This is a genomic window from Microbacterium sp. K2, assembly GCF_051365005.1.
Classification (GTDB): Bacteria; Actinomycetota; Actinomycetes; order Actinomycetales; family Microbacteriaceae; genus Microbacterium; species Microbacterium foliorum_B.
This window is the reverse complement of the sequence record NZ_JBLWII010000001.1, coordinates 985,642-998,478: the sequence shown is the minus strand read 5'-3', so window position 1 is coordinate 998,478 and position 12,837 is coordinate 985,642. Positions and strand designations below refer to the sequence as shown.

At 67.3% G+C, this 12,837-nt stretch carries 13 protein-coding genes; 5 read left to right on the top strand and 8 right to left on the bottom strand.

The window, feature by feature from the left end; genetic code table 11:
• Window position 1: 1 nt before the first annotated feature.
• From ACLKOY_RS05075 to pseB, 3 genes are read right to left on the bottom strand one after another with little or no spacing between them, the layout of a single operon-like run.
• Window positions 2-733 (bottom strand): cytidylyltransferase domain-containing protein, encoded by a 732-nt coding sequence (locus tag ACLKOY_RS05075; RefSeq protein WP_436452700.1) that lies wholly within the window; start codon window positions 731-733, stop codon window positions 2-4.
• Window positions 730-1,854, bottom strand: a complete 1,125-nt coding sequence (locus tag ACLKOY_RS05070) for a DegT/DnrJ/EryC1/StrS family aminotransferase (RefSeq protein ID WP_436452699.1) — start codon at window positions 1,852-1,854, stop codon at window positions 730-732. The genes ACLKOY_RS05075 and ACLKOY_RS05070 overlap by 4 nt, the downstream gene beginning before the upstream one ends.
• 2 nt (window positions 1,855-1,856) lie before the next feature.
• Window positions 1,857-2,846, bottom strand: a complete 990-nt coding sequence (pseB, locus tag ACLKOY_RS05065) for a UDP-N-acetylglucosamine 4,6-dehydratase (inverting) (RefSeq protein ID WP_363571149.1) — start codon at window positions 2,844-2,846, stop codon at window positions 1,857-1,859.
• Window positions 2,847-2,952: 106 nt separating this feature from the next.
• On the opposite strand from pseB, the gene ACLKOY_RS05060 reads away from it, so the two are divergent.
• Window positions 2,953-4,437 (top strand): GNAT family N-acetyltransferase, encoded by a 1,485-nt coding sequence (locus ACLKOY_RS05060; RefSeq protein WP_436452698.1) that lies wholly within the window; start codon window positions 2,953-2,955, stop codon window positions 4,435-4,437.
• A gap of 9 nt (window positions 4,438-4,446) precedes the next feature.
• On the opposite strand, the gene pseI is transcribed toward ACLKOY_RS05060, so the two are convergent.
• Window positions 4,447-5,508: a pseudaminic acid synthase gene (gene pseI / locus ACLKOY_RS05055; protein ID WP_436452697.1), complete on the bottom strand. Its 1,062-nt coding sequence runs from the start codon at window positions 5,506-5,508 to the stop codon at window positions 4,447-4,449.
• Window positions 5,509-5,591: 83 nt separating this feature from the next.
• On the opposite strand from pseI, the gene ACLKOY_RS05050 reads away from it, so the two are divergent.
• Both ACLKOY_RS05050 and ACLKOY_RS05045 read left to right on the top strand, forming a co-directional pair.
• Entirely contained in the window at window positions 5,592-6,290 is a 699-nt protein-coding gene (locus tag ACLKOY_RS05050; protein ID WP_436452696.1) for a hypothetical protein, read from the top strand.
• A 103-nt stretch (window positions 6,291-6,393) separates the two neighbouring features.
• Window positions 6,394-6,699, top strand: coding sequence for a hypothetical protein (locus tag ACLKOY_RS05045; protein ID WP_436452695.1), 306 nt, complete (start codon window positions 6,394-6,396; stop codon window positions 6,697-6,699).
• Window positions 6,700-6,729: 30 nt separating this feature from the next.
• Here ACLKOY_RS05045 and ACLKOY_RS05040 read toward each other — a convergent pair whose 3' ends face one another.
• The 4 genes from ACLKOY_RS05040 to ACLKOY_RS05025 form a co-directional block, all read right to left on the bottom strand.
• Window positions 6,730-7,353, bottom strand: coding sequence for a hypothetical protein (locus tag ACLKOY_RS05040; RefSeq protein ID WP_436452694.1), 624 nt, complete (start codon window positions 7,351-7,353; stop codon window positions 6,730-6,732).
• Window positions 7,354-7,357: 4 nt separating this feature from the next.
• Entirely contained in the window at window positions 7,358-8,314 is a 957-nt protein-coding gene (locus ACLKOY_RS05035; protein ID WP_436452693.1) for a glycosyltransferase family 2 protein, read from the bottom strand.
• 98 nt (window positions 8,315-8,412) lie between these two features.
• Window positions 8,413-9,711, bottom strand: a complete 1,299-nt coding sequence (locus tag ACLKOY_RS05030; RefSeq protein ID WP_436452692.1) for an O-antigen ligase family protein — start codon at window positions 9,709-9,711, stop codon at window positions 8,413-8,415.
• Window positions 9,708-11,123 (bottom strand): O-antigen ligase family protein, encoded by a 1,416-nt coding sequence (locus ACLKOY_RS05025; protein WP_436452691.1) that lies wholly within the window; start codon window positions 11,121-11,123, stop codon window positions 9,708-9,710. The genes ACLKOY_RS05030 and ACLKOY_RS05025 overlap by 4 nt, the downstream gene beginning before the upstream one ends.
• A gap of 87 nt (window positions 11,124-11,210) precedes the next feature.
• Between ACLKOY_RS05025 and manA the strand changes: the two genes are divergently transcribed.
• Window positions 11,211-12,353, top strand: coding sequence for a mannose-6-phosphate isomerase, class I (gene manA / locus ACLKOY_RS05020; RefSeq protein ID WP_436452690.1), 1,143 nt, complete (start codon window positions 11,211-11,213; stop codon window positions 12,351-12,353).
• A gap of 158 nt (window positions 12,354-12,511) precedes the next feature.
• Window positions 12,512-12,829: a WhiB family transcriptional regulator gene (locus ACLKOY_RS05015; protein WP_079112584.1), complete on the top strand. Its 318-nt coding sequence runs from the start codon at window positions 12,512-12,514 to the stop codon at window positions 12,827-12,829.
• Window positions 12,830-12,837: the final 8 nt, after the last annotated feature.

Sequence of the window (12,837 nt, the reverse complement as noted above, 5' to 3'; positions counted from 1 at the left end):
GTCATTCGCCGAGTTTCTTCTGCTCCACGTGCGCGTTGACCGCGGCGAGTTCCGGATGCGCGTCGAGGACGGCCACGATCTCGGAGACGTCCAGCACGGCGGCACCGTGGTCCTCGATGAGCGCGCGAATGACAGTCAGGTCCTCTGGGGTGTCCAGGGTCACTCGGTACCGTGAGGCATCGATCTGCCGGGTGATCGAGTGGATGCTCGAACGCGGCGAACGTCCCGTGTAGAGGTACGGGGTGACGTGTTCGCGCTCGGCCGGCTCGGTGGCGTTCCTGTCGGCGTCGGCGAGGGCGGACGCAGAGAAGACCTCGAAGTCGAACCCGCGCGGGTAGGTCCGCTCGAGGACGTTGGAGACGTGGGCGTGAGGATCATCCAGATCGACGAACCGGCGGATGCCTTCGGCGATCAGCGCGGGGTCGATCAGAGGGCAGTCCGAGGTCACTCGGACGACGACATCGAACCCCGCGGAAGACGCCGCCCCGGCGAACCGACTCAGCACGTCGACCTCGCTGCCGCGGAAGACCTCGACCCCTCGCGCGTGCCCCAGGGCCGCGAGAGAGTCGTCAGCGGCGTTCGTCGTGGTGGCGAGGACGACGGGCAGATCGGTCGTGACGAGCCTGTCGAGATGGTGATCGAGCATCGACCGGCCGCCGGCCGGGATCAGCACCTTTCCCGGCAGGCGGCTGCTGGTCATCCGTGCCTGGGTGATGATCCCGATGCGAGTCAACGGAGAGCCCTGACGAGCGAGTCGACGACCTGGTCGACCTGGTCGTCGGTGAGCTCCGGGTGGATGGGGAGCGAGAGCTCCTCGGCATAGAAGGCTTCAGCATTGGGGCACATGCCGCGGCGGTAGCCGGCATCCGCATAGACGGGGTGCCAGTACACGGGCATGTAGTTGACCTGCACCCCGATGCCGTCTGCACGCATCCGGTCGAAGACCTCCCGTCGGCGCTGGTCGAGGATGCGCACCGGGTAGAGATGCCGGATCAGCTCGACGTCGTCGCGCTGGATCGGCGTGCGAACCCCGTCGACGCCCGAGAGAGCCGCGTCGTAACGACGAGTGATCTCGGCGCGTCGCCGCCTGAACGTGTCGAGCCGCGCCAACTGGGAGAGACCGAGTGCGCAGGCGATGTCATCGAGGCGGTAGTTGAAGCCGAACTCGTGGACCTCCTGATGCCAGGCACCCTCGGTCGTCATCGCGAATCGGTCGGCGTCGCGCACGAGTCCGATGAAGTGGAACTCGTGGGCGCGCTGCGCGATCAGCGGATCCTTGGCGACGAGAGCGCCGCCCTCGCCCGTCGTGAGGTTCTTGGTGGGGAAGAACGAGAACGTGGTCAGGTCTGCGAGGTCGCCCACGGGTCGACCCTTGTACGTGCTGCCGATCGAATGAGCGGCGTCGTCGAGCACGAGCGCGTCGACTCGCCCGGCCGCGGCGGAGAGCCTGTCGTAGTCCGCAGGGTGGCCCGCGTAATCGACGGCGGCGATCACCTTGGTCCGCTCGTCCACGAGCGCGTCGACCGCATCCGGGTCGATCAGCGCTGTGTCTTCTTCGACATCCGCGAAGACGATGTTCGCCCCGAGGACCGACGCCATCGCGGTGGTGGCGATGAAGGTCATGGGGGTCGAGATGACAGTGTCGCCCCGGGTGACTCCTGCGGCACCGTACGCCATGTGGAGCGCCGCGGTTCCCGAGGTCGCTGTGATTGCCCGGTGACCGCCGGCGACCTCGCCGAGCCGCGCCTCGAAGGCGGCCACTGCTGGTCCCGTCGTGAGCCAGTCGCCGCGGAGCACCTCGACGACGGCCTGGATGTCGTCCTCCGAGATCGACTGACGCCCGTACGGCAGCACCGTCAGATCCCCGCCTCGATGATCTCCGCGATCTCCTGCTGCGAATACCACCGGTCGTTGCTGTCCGAACGATAGGCGAAGCCCTCGGGCACCGGCACAGCACCTGCGGGCATCTGATAGCCCCATGAGGCGAGGTCGGGTTGGATGATGAAGTACTTGCCGTCGCTGACCGTCACCGCGCGGCGGCCCTCTTCCGGGCTGATCATCTCTTCATGGAGCTTCTCGCCCGGGCGCAGACCCACGTCGACGAGCTCGGCTCCCGGCACGACGGCGTGGGCGAGGTCAGTGACCTTCATCGAGGGGATGCGGGGGACGAGGAGCTCGCCGCCCTGCATGAGCTCGAATGTGTCGACCACCATCTCGACGGCCTGGGGGAGCGTGATGAAGAACCGGGTGCACCGCAGATCGGTGATCGGGAGCGGCTTGCCCTCGGCGCCCAGTCGAGAGAAGAACGGGATGACCGACCCGCGGGATCCCATGACGTTGCCGTAACGCACGACGGCGAACCGCGTGTCGTACGCGGCGGCGTAGTGATTGCCCGTGATGAAGAGCTTGTCGGCGGTGAGCTTGGTCGCGCCGTACAGGTTGATCGGGCTCGAGGCCTTGTCGGTCGAGAGCGCCACGACGCGCTTCACGCCGGCGTCGATCGATGCCTCGATCACGTTCTGGCTGCCCAGGATGTTCGTCTTGACGAACTCGAACGGATTGTACTCCGCCGTGTCCACCTGCTTGAGCGCAGCGGCATGCACCACGTAGTCGACGCCGTGCAGCGCGCGCGCGAGACGCCTCTCATCGCGGATGTCGCCGATGAACCATCGCAGCCGGGGGTCGTCGCCGAACTGCTGTCGCACCTCGTACTGCTTGAGTTCGTCCCGCGAGAAGATGACCAGCCGCCGGGGGTTGAGGTGGGTCAGGGCGTGGCGTATGAACGCCTTGCCGAATGACCCGGTGCCGCCAGTGATGAGGATGCTCGCGCCCTCGAGAACCGACACTCTGTCTCCTCAGCGTTGTCGTGATGGCATGGATGCTCGGGTTGTTCCATGCCCGGCCTATCCTATCGGGTGGGCGCAGGCGCGCCCTGGAGGAGAGGGACGTGCGATGAGTGGGCGACGGGTCCTCCTGCACTGCAACGCCGGTGTCGAGTCAGGCATGGGACACCTGATGCGCACTCTCACGGTCGCCCGCGTCGCGCGCGACCGTGGATGGTCGGCGTCGGTGTTCGGCGATGTCGACGAGGCCGGTGCGGGCATCCTGCGCAGGATGGAACCGGAGCTGGAGCTGTTCACGACGCAGGGGCCCGCGGCGAACCTCGGCGACTTCGCCGATCTCGCGCGCGGCGCCGATGTGATCCATCTGGACAGCTACCGGGAGATTCCCGATCTCTCGTCCCTCGGGCCGCTGATCAGCAACATGCAGGACGGTCCGTTCGGCGTGCGTGATGCGGACCTGGCGATCGATGCCAACCTGGCATCCGAGCGCACCTTCGCGAGTCCTCAGCGCAGCCTCAGCCATCTGGCGGGGATCGACGCCGCGGTCGTGCGTGCGCAGGTGCTCGCGCAGCGCGAGGTGCGGACGACGCCCTCGGCCGTGCCTCGGGTGCTGGTCGTGATGGGCGGGACGGATCCCCACGGTGTGACCGCTCGCGTCGTCGCCGCGTTCGATCGTCTGCCCGCCAGGCTGCAGATCACCGTGATCGACCCCCGGCGCAGCGATGGAGTGCGCTCGGCGGCCGAGACCTCGCGTCACTCCGTCGAGGTACTGGGTTTCGTCGACGACCTCCCCGCGGTCGCCCGGGGCCATGATCTCGCCGTGACCGCGGCCGGTACCTCCGTCTGGGACTTCGCGTGCATGGGACTGCCGATGGCACTCGTCTGTGTGGCGGACAACCAGCGAACCGGCTACCGCCAGGTCGTCGAGCGGGGGCTCGCCATCGGCCTGGGAGAGCCGCCCCATCAGACCCTCGACGAGCGCATCGGCCTGCTCGCCGATCTTCTCGATTCGCCGGAATCGCTCGCCGAGACGGCTGCCGCCCTGAAGCGGATCGTCGACGGGCTCGGAAGCTGGCGGATCGTGGCCGCATGGGAGCAGCTTCTGCGCTCGCGGCCCCACATCGCACCTGGGCCTGCTGTGATCGCTCGCCCTGCGACCCTCGACGACGGGCAGAAGCTCTTCGAGTGGCGCAACGATCCGACTGTCCGAGTCAATTCGCGCTCGCGCGGCGAGATCGACTGGGGATCGCACCGTGACTGGCTCGCGAGAAGCCTGGAGGATCCTGACCGTCGGCTCCTCGTGATCGAATCAGACGGGATGCCGGTCGCCACCTGCCGCTGGGACAGGAGGTCGGCGGACGACTGGGAGATCTCGATCACCGTCGCTCCGGATAGTCGTGGACGCGGTGTCGCCGCCTCGGCTGTCCACGCGGCGGAGAGCGCGCTCACCGCAGAGCCCCCGATTCGCCTGGTCGCTGCGGTGCACCGCGACAACGCCGCGTCTCGTCGACTGTTCGAACGCGCGGGCTATCTTCCGCATCTGCCCGCGGATGAAGACGGCTTCCTCACGCTGGCGAGATGGCGACTGTCATAGCAGCCTGATCTAGAGGACATCCCAGGTCAGTGGCGTGCCGCGTTCGACGTCTCGCGTGAACGTGCGTCCGCTCACAAGGGCGAAATCATCGGGGCGCAGCCCTCCGGCGGGGCGGATCGACCGCACGTTCTCGGGGCTCACACTGTCACCGGCACGCACGTCGGCGACCACGAACAGAGACCGGCGAAGGGCGAGAACCGCCTCTTCCTGGGCGGTCGGTCCGAACGACACACCGCTCGCCGACGCGATACGTGCCTGTTCGGACGCGACGACGAGGGCCTGGAACTCGTCGGGCGTGAGAGAGAAATCCGCGTCGACGCCGCCATCCGCGCGGTCGAGCGTGACGTGCTTCTCGATCACGACTGCACCGAGGGCTGCAGACGCGACTGCGACTCCGATGCCGAGCGTGTGGTCCGAGAGCCCCACGGGAACGTCGAATGCGTTCCGCAGCGCCTCGATGTTGCCCAATCGTGCCTCTTCGGGAACCGCGGGGTAGGCGGCCGTGCAGGCCAGGAGCACCAGCTCGGTGCCGCCGGCGCCGCGGATGGCGCTGACGGCTGCGTCGATCTCGGACAGCGTCGCCATGCCGGTGGACACGATCATCGGCTTGCCGGTGCGGGCGATCTCGCGGAGTAACGGCAGGTCGACGATCTCGGCGGATGCCGTCTTGTACATCTCCACGCCGAGCTCCTCGAGGAACGCGACCGAGCTCGGGTCGAACGGAGTGGAGAACGGGATGAGTCCGTGGCTCCGTGCGCGCTCGAAGATCGGCGCGTGCCACTCCCACGGCGTATGCGCCTCCTGATACAGGGAATACAGATTGCGGCCGCCCCAGAGACCGTGGTCACTCGCGACCTGGAAGGCGGGTCTGTCCGAATCGATCGTGAGAGTGTCGGCGGTGTACGTCTGGATCTTCAGGGCATCGGCACCCGTGGCGGCGACGGCGTCGACGATCGCGAGTGCGCGATCGATGTCGCCATTGTGGTTTCCCGACATCTCAGCGATGGTGAACACCGGCGACCCGGCGCCGATGCTTGCGGTGGAGAGCTGGATGGTCTGCGAAGAAGTCACGCCGACAACTCTAGACGCGTCCTGCGGCGGACTCACCGCGGTGCCGCCGGGGTCGGTGACGGCGTGCCCTAAGCTGAGGTCTCATGGGGCATGCGACGGATCTTGTCGGTGATGACAGGGCGATGGCCGGTGAGGCCGAGTTCTATGACCGACTCCGTCCGCTCGTCAGTGCATACGGGCGAACCGCAACGGTGCGCCGGATCGCCGTCGTCGGCAACCAGCCGCTCGAGCCGTCCGACGAGCGGGCCGAGATGATCGACACCGCGGACGTCGTGTTCCGAGTCAACGGCTTTCGAGTGGACGACGTCGACGGTGCACCGTCGGTCGGACACCGCGCCGACGTCGTCGTGTTCAACCGGGGTGTGCGCCCGACCCCCTGGTTCTTCGAGGGCTATACCGAGCGCCTCTATCTGATGATCGAACCGGGACGACTGCTCTGGGAGAATCCCAAGCTTCCCGCCTTCTGGCCCGCAGACCTCGGGATCGTGACGATGCCGAACCGTGAAGTGGTGCTTCCTCTCGGCGAGGCGATGGGAGCTGATCCCCGCAGCGGTGGACAGTGGGCGACGACGGGAACCGTGATGCTGTGGATCGCGACGCGCCTGTTCCCTGAGGCTCGGGTCGATGCCGCCGGGTTCTCGTTCGTCGACGCCCCGGATCAGACATCCTGGAACCACGCTTACGGTGATCCCTCGGCTGTGGGGGCAGAGCACCGGATCGACCTGGAATCGGAGCTCGTGCGGGGCTGGATCGAATCAGGCCGCGTCAGCTATCACCGCTGAACTTCACCGACCATCGACAATCACCCGAATGATTGAGGACTGAATGCTGAACCGACTCCGTCGCAGACTGGACGCCGTCGTCGAACGCCGTGTGGATGTGAGAGTGGACGCCAGAATCGGGCGCGCCCTCGAGCAGTTCGAGAACGCGCAGCGCGACTACGAGGCACGCCTCGCCGGCACTCAGGCCGACTTCTCGTACATCAGGTCCGAGTTCGATCGCATCGCCCCGCAGGTCGCGGCGCTCGAGCAGCGTTTCGAGTGGCTGCGAGTGCGGCTCGATGCGGGGGACCTGGATGCCGACGGGGCGCTCAGCCGTGCACAGGCCGAACACGAGCGCTCGCGAATCCGGCTCGAACTCGCCGCGCACTACGAGGAGCGCCTGCGCCGCCTCGAGTCCAGCGTCGACTGAGCCCGCCCGACGCGGGATTCGACCTCTCGGTCAGAGCCCGACGATGCCGCGCAGCTGGTTGACGGCAGAGCGTGCGCCGTCGACTGTCGCAGGGGCGCCCGCTGCGACGTCCGAATGCACTGCGCTGAGCGCATGGATGTAGTCGTTCAGAGCGGCTCCCCACGCGGATTCGATGGACCCGGGAGGAGCGGTCTCTCCGAGCCGCTGGGCGTCGGCCTGAAGACTCTCGATCACGGACGTCGCGTCCTGACCGCTGGTCTCGCTCGCGATCTGAAGCCCGGTCAGAGCGTCATCGAGCCATCCCTGCACCTGTCCGCGGAAGGCGTCGACCGAGGGGTCTGCGGCAGGCGGCGGGGCCGTGACCGGCGTCGTCGGCACGGGCGCCACCGTCGGCGGGGGAACCTCGGTCTGGGTCGGCGTCGGCGACGACGAGGGCGACACCGACGGTGACGTTGACGCCGATGCCGAAGGGGAGGGCGACCCGCTGGCGCCGGGAGCCGGCGACTCTCCGCGCGGAAGGAGGAAGAACAGCAGCACGCCCACGATGACGAGTGCGGCGACGACGAGTCCGACGATGAGCCAGACCCGACCGCGATTGCTCGGCTTCGGCTCCAGCGGGGCCCAGCGGAGGTCCGGCTGTGTGTCGTCGGTCATGGTGTCATTCCTCCAGAGCGGGCATGGGCTTCCAGGAGCGATCGCGGCTGAGCTTGCCGCCCTCCTTGAGCCCCCGGAACAGATTGCTCGTTCCGCGCACCGTGCGCTCGACGAACAGCAGACGGATGAGTTCCTTCGCGAAGGTCATCGACGTCCCGAGTCCGAACAGCACAGGGTTGTAGTTGCCGTGCACGCGGTAGTAGTGCTTGATGTAGGCCCGGTTGCGCATGATGTAGAACCGGTAGGCGTTGCTCGACGCATTCATATGGCGGATGCCCATGTCCCACTGCTTGATCTCGCGAGTGCGTCGCAGCACGAACTCGTCGACGATCACCGCAGTGGTCTTGCGTGAGGCGAGCCACCCGTACATCTGGTCGTCCCAGTAGATGAAGAAGCGGTGGTCGGGCAGACCGATCTGCTTGACTATGGACCGGTGGATGAACATCCCCTCGAAGCATCCGCTGTTCATCTCCTTGAAGCCGGACGCGTCGAAACCCGACGGTGCGAACGGGATGGGGATGCCCATGCGCTCGGCGATCCGGTACTGCCAGTAGAACTCGCTGCCGTCGTAGTCGTAGCGGCGGCCCTGGATGCTCTTGAAGCGCGGAGCCCATCTGCCCATCTTGGCCAGACCGTCGGTGACGACCTCGACGTCGTCGTCCATCATCCAGATCCATTCGGAGCCGAGCTCGTATGCGGTGCGCATACCCTCGCTGAAGCCCCCCGATCCGCCCGTGTTCGTCTCGAGTCGGCGGTAGACGATCTCCGTGCCGAGCTTCGGGCGGAAGGACTCCACGACATCGGTGGTGTCGTCGGACGAGGCGTTGTCGATGATCACCACATGGCCCGGCTTCGGGTCCATCGCGGTGATGCTCTCGAGGAGACCGGTCAGGAGGTGGGACCGGTTGTACGTGACGATGACGATCGTCGCGGATGCCGGGTCGAAGGGGGCGTGAGTCACGAGGTGAAATCTCCGGAGGCTGGGGGCCCGCAGGGCGCCGCGAGCAGGTCCACCCTACCCGGCGCAGTTCGGAATCCGCCGAGGGCGCGTCGGAGAGATCAGCGTTCGGGGCCCAGGGTGGGGATCGCGCCGGTGTGCGCGGCATCGATGCTCTCGCGCCACGACCTCGTCTGCCCGGCCCGCAGAGCGCACAGGACCAGCATGAACCATCCCGCGCCGACCAGGGTGAAGCTCTCGAACATCGACTCCACCGCGAGAGTGACGAGCATGAGAGGTGTCCAGGCGTAGACGACCGAACGTCGCACGCTCGCGACGAGCCACGACCGAATGGTGGCGATTCCGCCGAACAGGAGGAAGAGCACGAGCCCTGCCGCGCCCAACTGCAGCAGGACGTCGAAGTAGGCGTTCAGCGCGCTCTGATGGTGGTCGTCGAGCAGGAAATTGATGTAGGTGAAGGGGAACTCGCCGCGGGCCCAGGACCCGAACCAGCCCCAGCCCTCCACAGGCTTGAGAGCGACGAAATCGAGGATCGTGTTCCACAGGGTCGCTCGGATCGAGAAGTCGGAGCCCGCGTCGAGCAGCGCGATGATCACGTGGCGCAGGGCGAAGGCCGCAGCGAGGGCGAGGGCGACGAGAGCGCCGAGCACCCACTGCACGATGGTCCGTCTTTCCGCAGGTGCATGACGGACGATCGCGAGAGCGACGGTGACGACGCCGACCGCGGCCGCGAGCACCAGCACAGTGGGGGAGGACGAGAAGAACGCCAGCAGAGACGCGAGCGCGATCGACGGGATCGCGATGCGAGCCGTCAACGACTGCGTCCGCCACTCGATCACGAACGTGATGAGCGCGATGACGGTGACGAATCCGAGCATGTTCCTGCTGCCGAAGATCCCCTGCACCGGACCTCCGACGGCCAGGTCGCCCTGGATTCCGAGGAACATGAAGGGAGTGTCGAGCAGCACTCCGGAGAGGATCTCCAGGCCGAGCGACACGAGCAGGAGGAACCTCAGCGAGTCTCCGAGAGCTCGCACGGTCTGGAGCGTGTCGCGGATGTGACCGACCGTCACCGCGAGGAACGCGAATCCGACGAGCTCCATCCACCCGAAGGCGGTGGCCGACTTGTCGGGTGACCACACGATGCTGATGGCCGCCCAGGCGAGGAAGGCCAGGAGCGACGACGGAGCGATGCGCAGCAGCGAGAGCTCTTCTCGTCGCACCCACAGGACGCAGGCGCCCAGCAGGCACAGCACCGCGATGACCGTGGCGAGGGTCACGTGCGAGGCCGCGGCTTCGATCGTGAAGGACGAGAAGACCGCGGTGAGAACCGCCACCGTGTACGCACGAGCGAACTCGGCCGAGCCGAGCAGGTCGCTCAGACGACGCTGCGGCGTCACGGAACCCGCCGGCTTCGCTCGCCGCGCTCGATCACGCGCTCACGTTCGCCCACGCCGACCAGGGGCACGACCTTGATCTTGAAGGTCAGCAGCACCAGCAGCATCCAGCCCCAGAGCATGATGGGCGTCGATTCGGTGAGCCCCTGCACGAGCAGCACGACGGTGAAGAGGCTCGGGAGCAACGTGATCGACGAGAAGCTGCGGTCGGACTTCAGATCCCAGCGAGGTCGGTCGACCGCGAAGAACCACGAACGCCAGAGCAGACTGAGGTAGGCGAGCGCCACGAGGACGACGCCGACGACGCCGAGCTGCATCAGCACGTCGAGCCACATGTTGTGCGCATGGAAGACGGTGATGCCGTGATCCTCGATCCACCCGGCGAAGGCCGGGTCGAACGGAACCCAGGGGCTCGAGAAGCCGTTGCCGAAGATCGGGTGCTCGGCTGCACGCGCGAGGACCTGGTCCCAGATCTTATCGGAGCGGCCGGTCAGATCTGCGCTGCGCCCCAGCAGGGCGAAGAGCGGTTCCCGCAGCAGCCAGACTGCGGCTCCGGCGATCACGGTGCCGCCGATGAACACCACGTAGAGCCTGGTTCGCGCGCCCGGGGTCTTCGTGCGGCGCATCAGCAGCGCCACGACGAGCACCAGGGCCGCGGCCGCCGCGCACGCGTATGCGGTGGCCGACCCGGCTCGGAGGAAGAAGAAGCCCGCCAGCAGAGTCCAGAGGGCAAGGGTCGTGCGCCACCGGGCGCGGGCGGCGAAGAGCACGCCGAAGGTGAGGATCGCGAACAGGCAGACGATGGCGAGCACATTGGAGTTGCCCACGATCCCCTGGATGCGGCCGCCGTCGAGCAGGTTGCCCCTGACCCAGTACCAGTGCGCATTCGTCTCGCCCTCGGGGCGGACGAAGAAGTTCGGCAGGATCGGAGCGCGCACGACGAGGGCGACCCACAGCTCGATCGCGAGGGACAACCCGAGAATCCACTTGAACGCGGAGGCGAGCGCCCGCACGATCTCCTGCCACGACAGCACGTGCACGATGAACAGGGCGTTCACTGTGACGGTCGCGAGCAGGACCCAGGTGACGACTGTCGCTCCTCGCCACTGCGACCACGCGATCGAGAGCAGGGCCAGCGCGGTGTATGCGATCGCGGCCCACGGCAGGCGGCGCCAGGCGAACGCGGCGGGACGGCGACGGGCGACCATCGGAACGCCGATGGCGAGCGTGGCGATCAGGAACGCGATGAGCGTGACGAACGCGCCGATCTCGCCCACGAGGTTGTAGACCGCCGAGTGCGCGAAGGTCGCGAAGAGCACGAGGCCGATGTACCCGCGCAGCAGAAGATGCCCCGTCGACTCGCGCTCTGGAGCGGTGGGCGGGGCGGCGACCGGGTGCTTGGTGTATTGCGCCATCGCGTTCAGGCTACCGCGCGGAGTTCACGACGAACCTGATGCAGTGCGCCGTGGCACGGCGAGTTCGCATGCCAATACCCTGGTGACATGCTGCTCAGCCTTTCGAATGTGCCCCGTGACTACGCCTGGGGGTCGACGACGCTTCTCGCCGATCTGGAGGGCCGCACCCCCGCGGGCGGCCCTGAGGCGGAGGTGTGGTTCGGCGACCACCCGGGGGACCCCGCGGATGTGCAGGGCGACGGGACGCTCGACGCCGTCACCGGTGGATCCCTGCCCTACCTGTTGAAGCTGCTCGCTGCCGCGTCGCCGCTGTCGATCCAGGTGCACCCGACCATCGAGCAGGCGAGAGCGGGGTGGGCACGGGAGTCGGCGCTCGCCGACACAGACCCGAATCGCAACTACCGCGACGACAACCACAAGCCGGAGCTGATCGTCGCGCTGAGCGATCGCTTCGAGTCTCTGAGCGGGCTGCGCCCCATCGCCGACACCCTGCGTCTGCTCGACGTGCTGGGGGACAGTGCGGGGGTCGAGGAGCTCGCCTCTCGTCTCCGCGGCCCCGGTGACGTGCTGCGCGACACGATCGGCTGGCTGCTGTCGGGCGAGGCGCAGGCGGTGGTGGATGACATCGTCGGTTCGGTGCACGCGGCCGCAGGCTCGGCGTCAGGGGAGTGGGCGACCGCGATTCGCGGGGTGGCTGCGATCTCGGAGACCTACCCCGGGGATCCCGGCGTGGTCGTCGCGCTCCTCATGAACCACGTGGTGCTGCGCAGGGGAGAGGGTGTCTTCCTGCGGGCAGGGCTCCTGCACGCCTACATCGCAGGGCTCGGGGTCGAGATCATGGCGGCGAGCGACAACGTGCTGCGCGGGGGACTCACTCCCAAGCGCATCGACGTGCCCGAGCTGCTCTCGATCCTCGACACGACGACGGGTGAAGTGCCGGTGCTGCGTCCGGTGGCTACGGATGCGGTCACCGAGTATCCGGTCCCTGTCGCCGACTTCTCGCTCCGAAGGATCGAGCTCGACGGCGCGAGCGTCGTGATCGACGTGGACGGACCGACCATGGTCCTCGCCACTGCCGGTCGTGTCGCGGTGAGCGGGGCGGACGGCGCACTGCGCGACGTCCCGGTCGGCACGGTCGCGTTCGCGACCCCCGATGAGCAGCGCCTGACGATCAGCGGCCGAGGTGAGGCGTTCGTCGCCTCTCCCGGCGATCCCGCCTCTCACGGGTGACCTTCTGAGCGGGCGTGCGACACGCCGTGCGGAGGTCAAGAACCTTCAAGACCGGATTGAGGGTTTACGATCCGCGACTTGACCGATGCGAATGACACGGGTGTAATTAGTTGAGCACGGCCCGCCGAGGGGGCGGAATTTAGGGGTTGGAGAGCGAGATGACGGGTTACCGTTCAGACGTACCGGAGAACTGGTTCGTCGATCCGATCAACCTCGGTGTCCCCGGGGTTCGGAAGATCGAGACCGACGACGACAACGCTCTGGCGTGGCAGAGCGATGCGCTCTGCTCGCAGACCGATCCCGAGGCCTTCTTCCCCGAGAAGGGCGGATCCACCCGCGACGCCAAGAGGATCTGCACATCGTGCGACGTCCGCGGCGAGTGCCTCGAGTACGCGCTCAACAACGACGAGCGCTTCGGGATCTGGGGCGGCCTCTCCGAGCGCGAGCGCCGCAAGCTCAAGCGTCGCGCGAGCTGATCGCGGCC

Excerpts from the sequence above, each read along its gene's own strand:
- ACLKOY_RS05060 (WP_436452698.1), top strand. The coding sequence starts at position 2,953 with ATGAGTGGGCGACGGGTCCTCCTGCACTGCAACGCCGGTGTCGAGTCA.
- ACLKOY_RS05050 (WP_436452696.1), top strand. The coding sequence starts at position 5,592 with ATGGGGCATGCGACGGATCTTGTCGGTGATGACAGGGCGATGGCCGGT.
- ACLKOY_RS05040 (WP_436452694.1), bottom strand. The coding sequence starts at position 7,353 with ATGACCGACGACACACAGCCGGACCTCCGCTGGGCCCCGCTGGAGCCG.
- ACLKOY_RS05025 (WP_436452691.1), bottom strand. The coding sequence starts at position 11,123 with ATGGCGCAATACACCAAGCACCCGGTCGCCGCCCCGCCCACCGCTCCA.
- manA (WP_436452690.1), top strand. The coding sequence starts at position 11,211 with ATGCTGCTCAGCCTTTCGAATGTGCCCCGTGACTACGCCTGGGGGTCG.
- ACLKOY_RS05015 (WP_079112584.1), top strand. The coding sequence starts at position 12,512 with ATGACGGGTTACCGTTCAGACGTACCGGAGAACTGGTTCGTCGATCCG.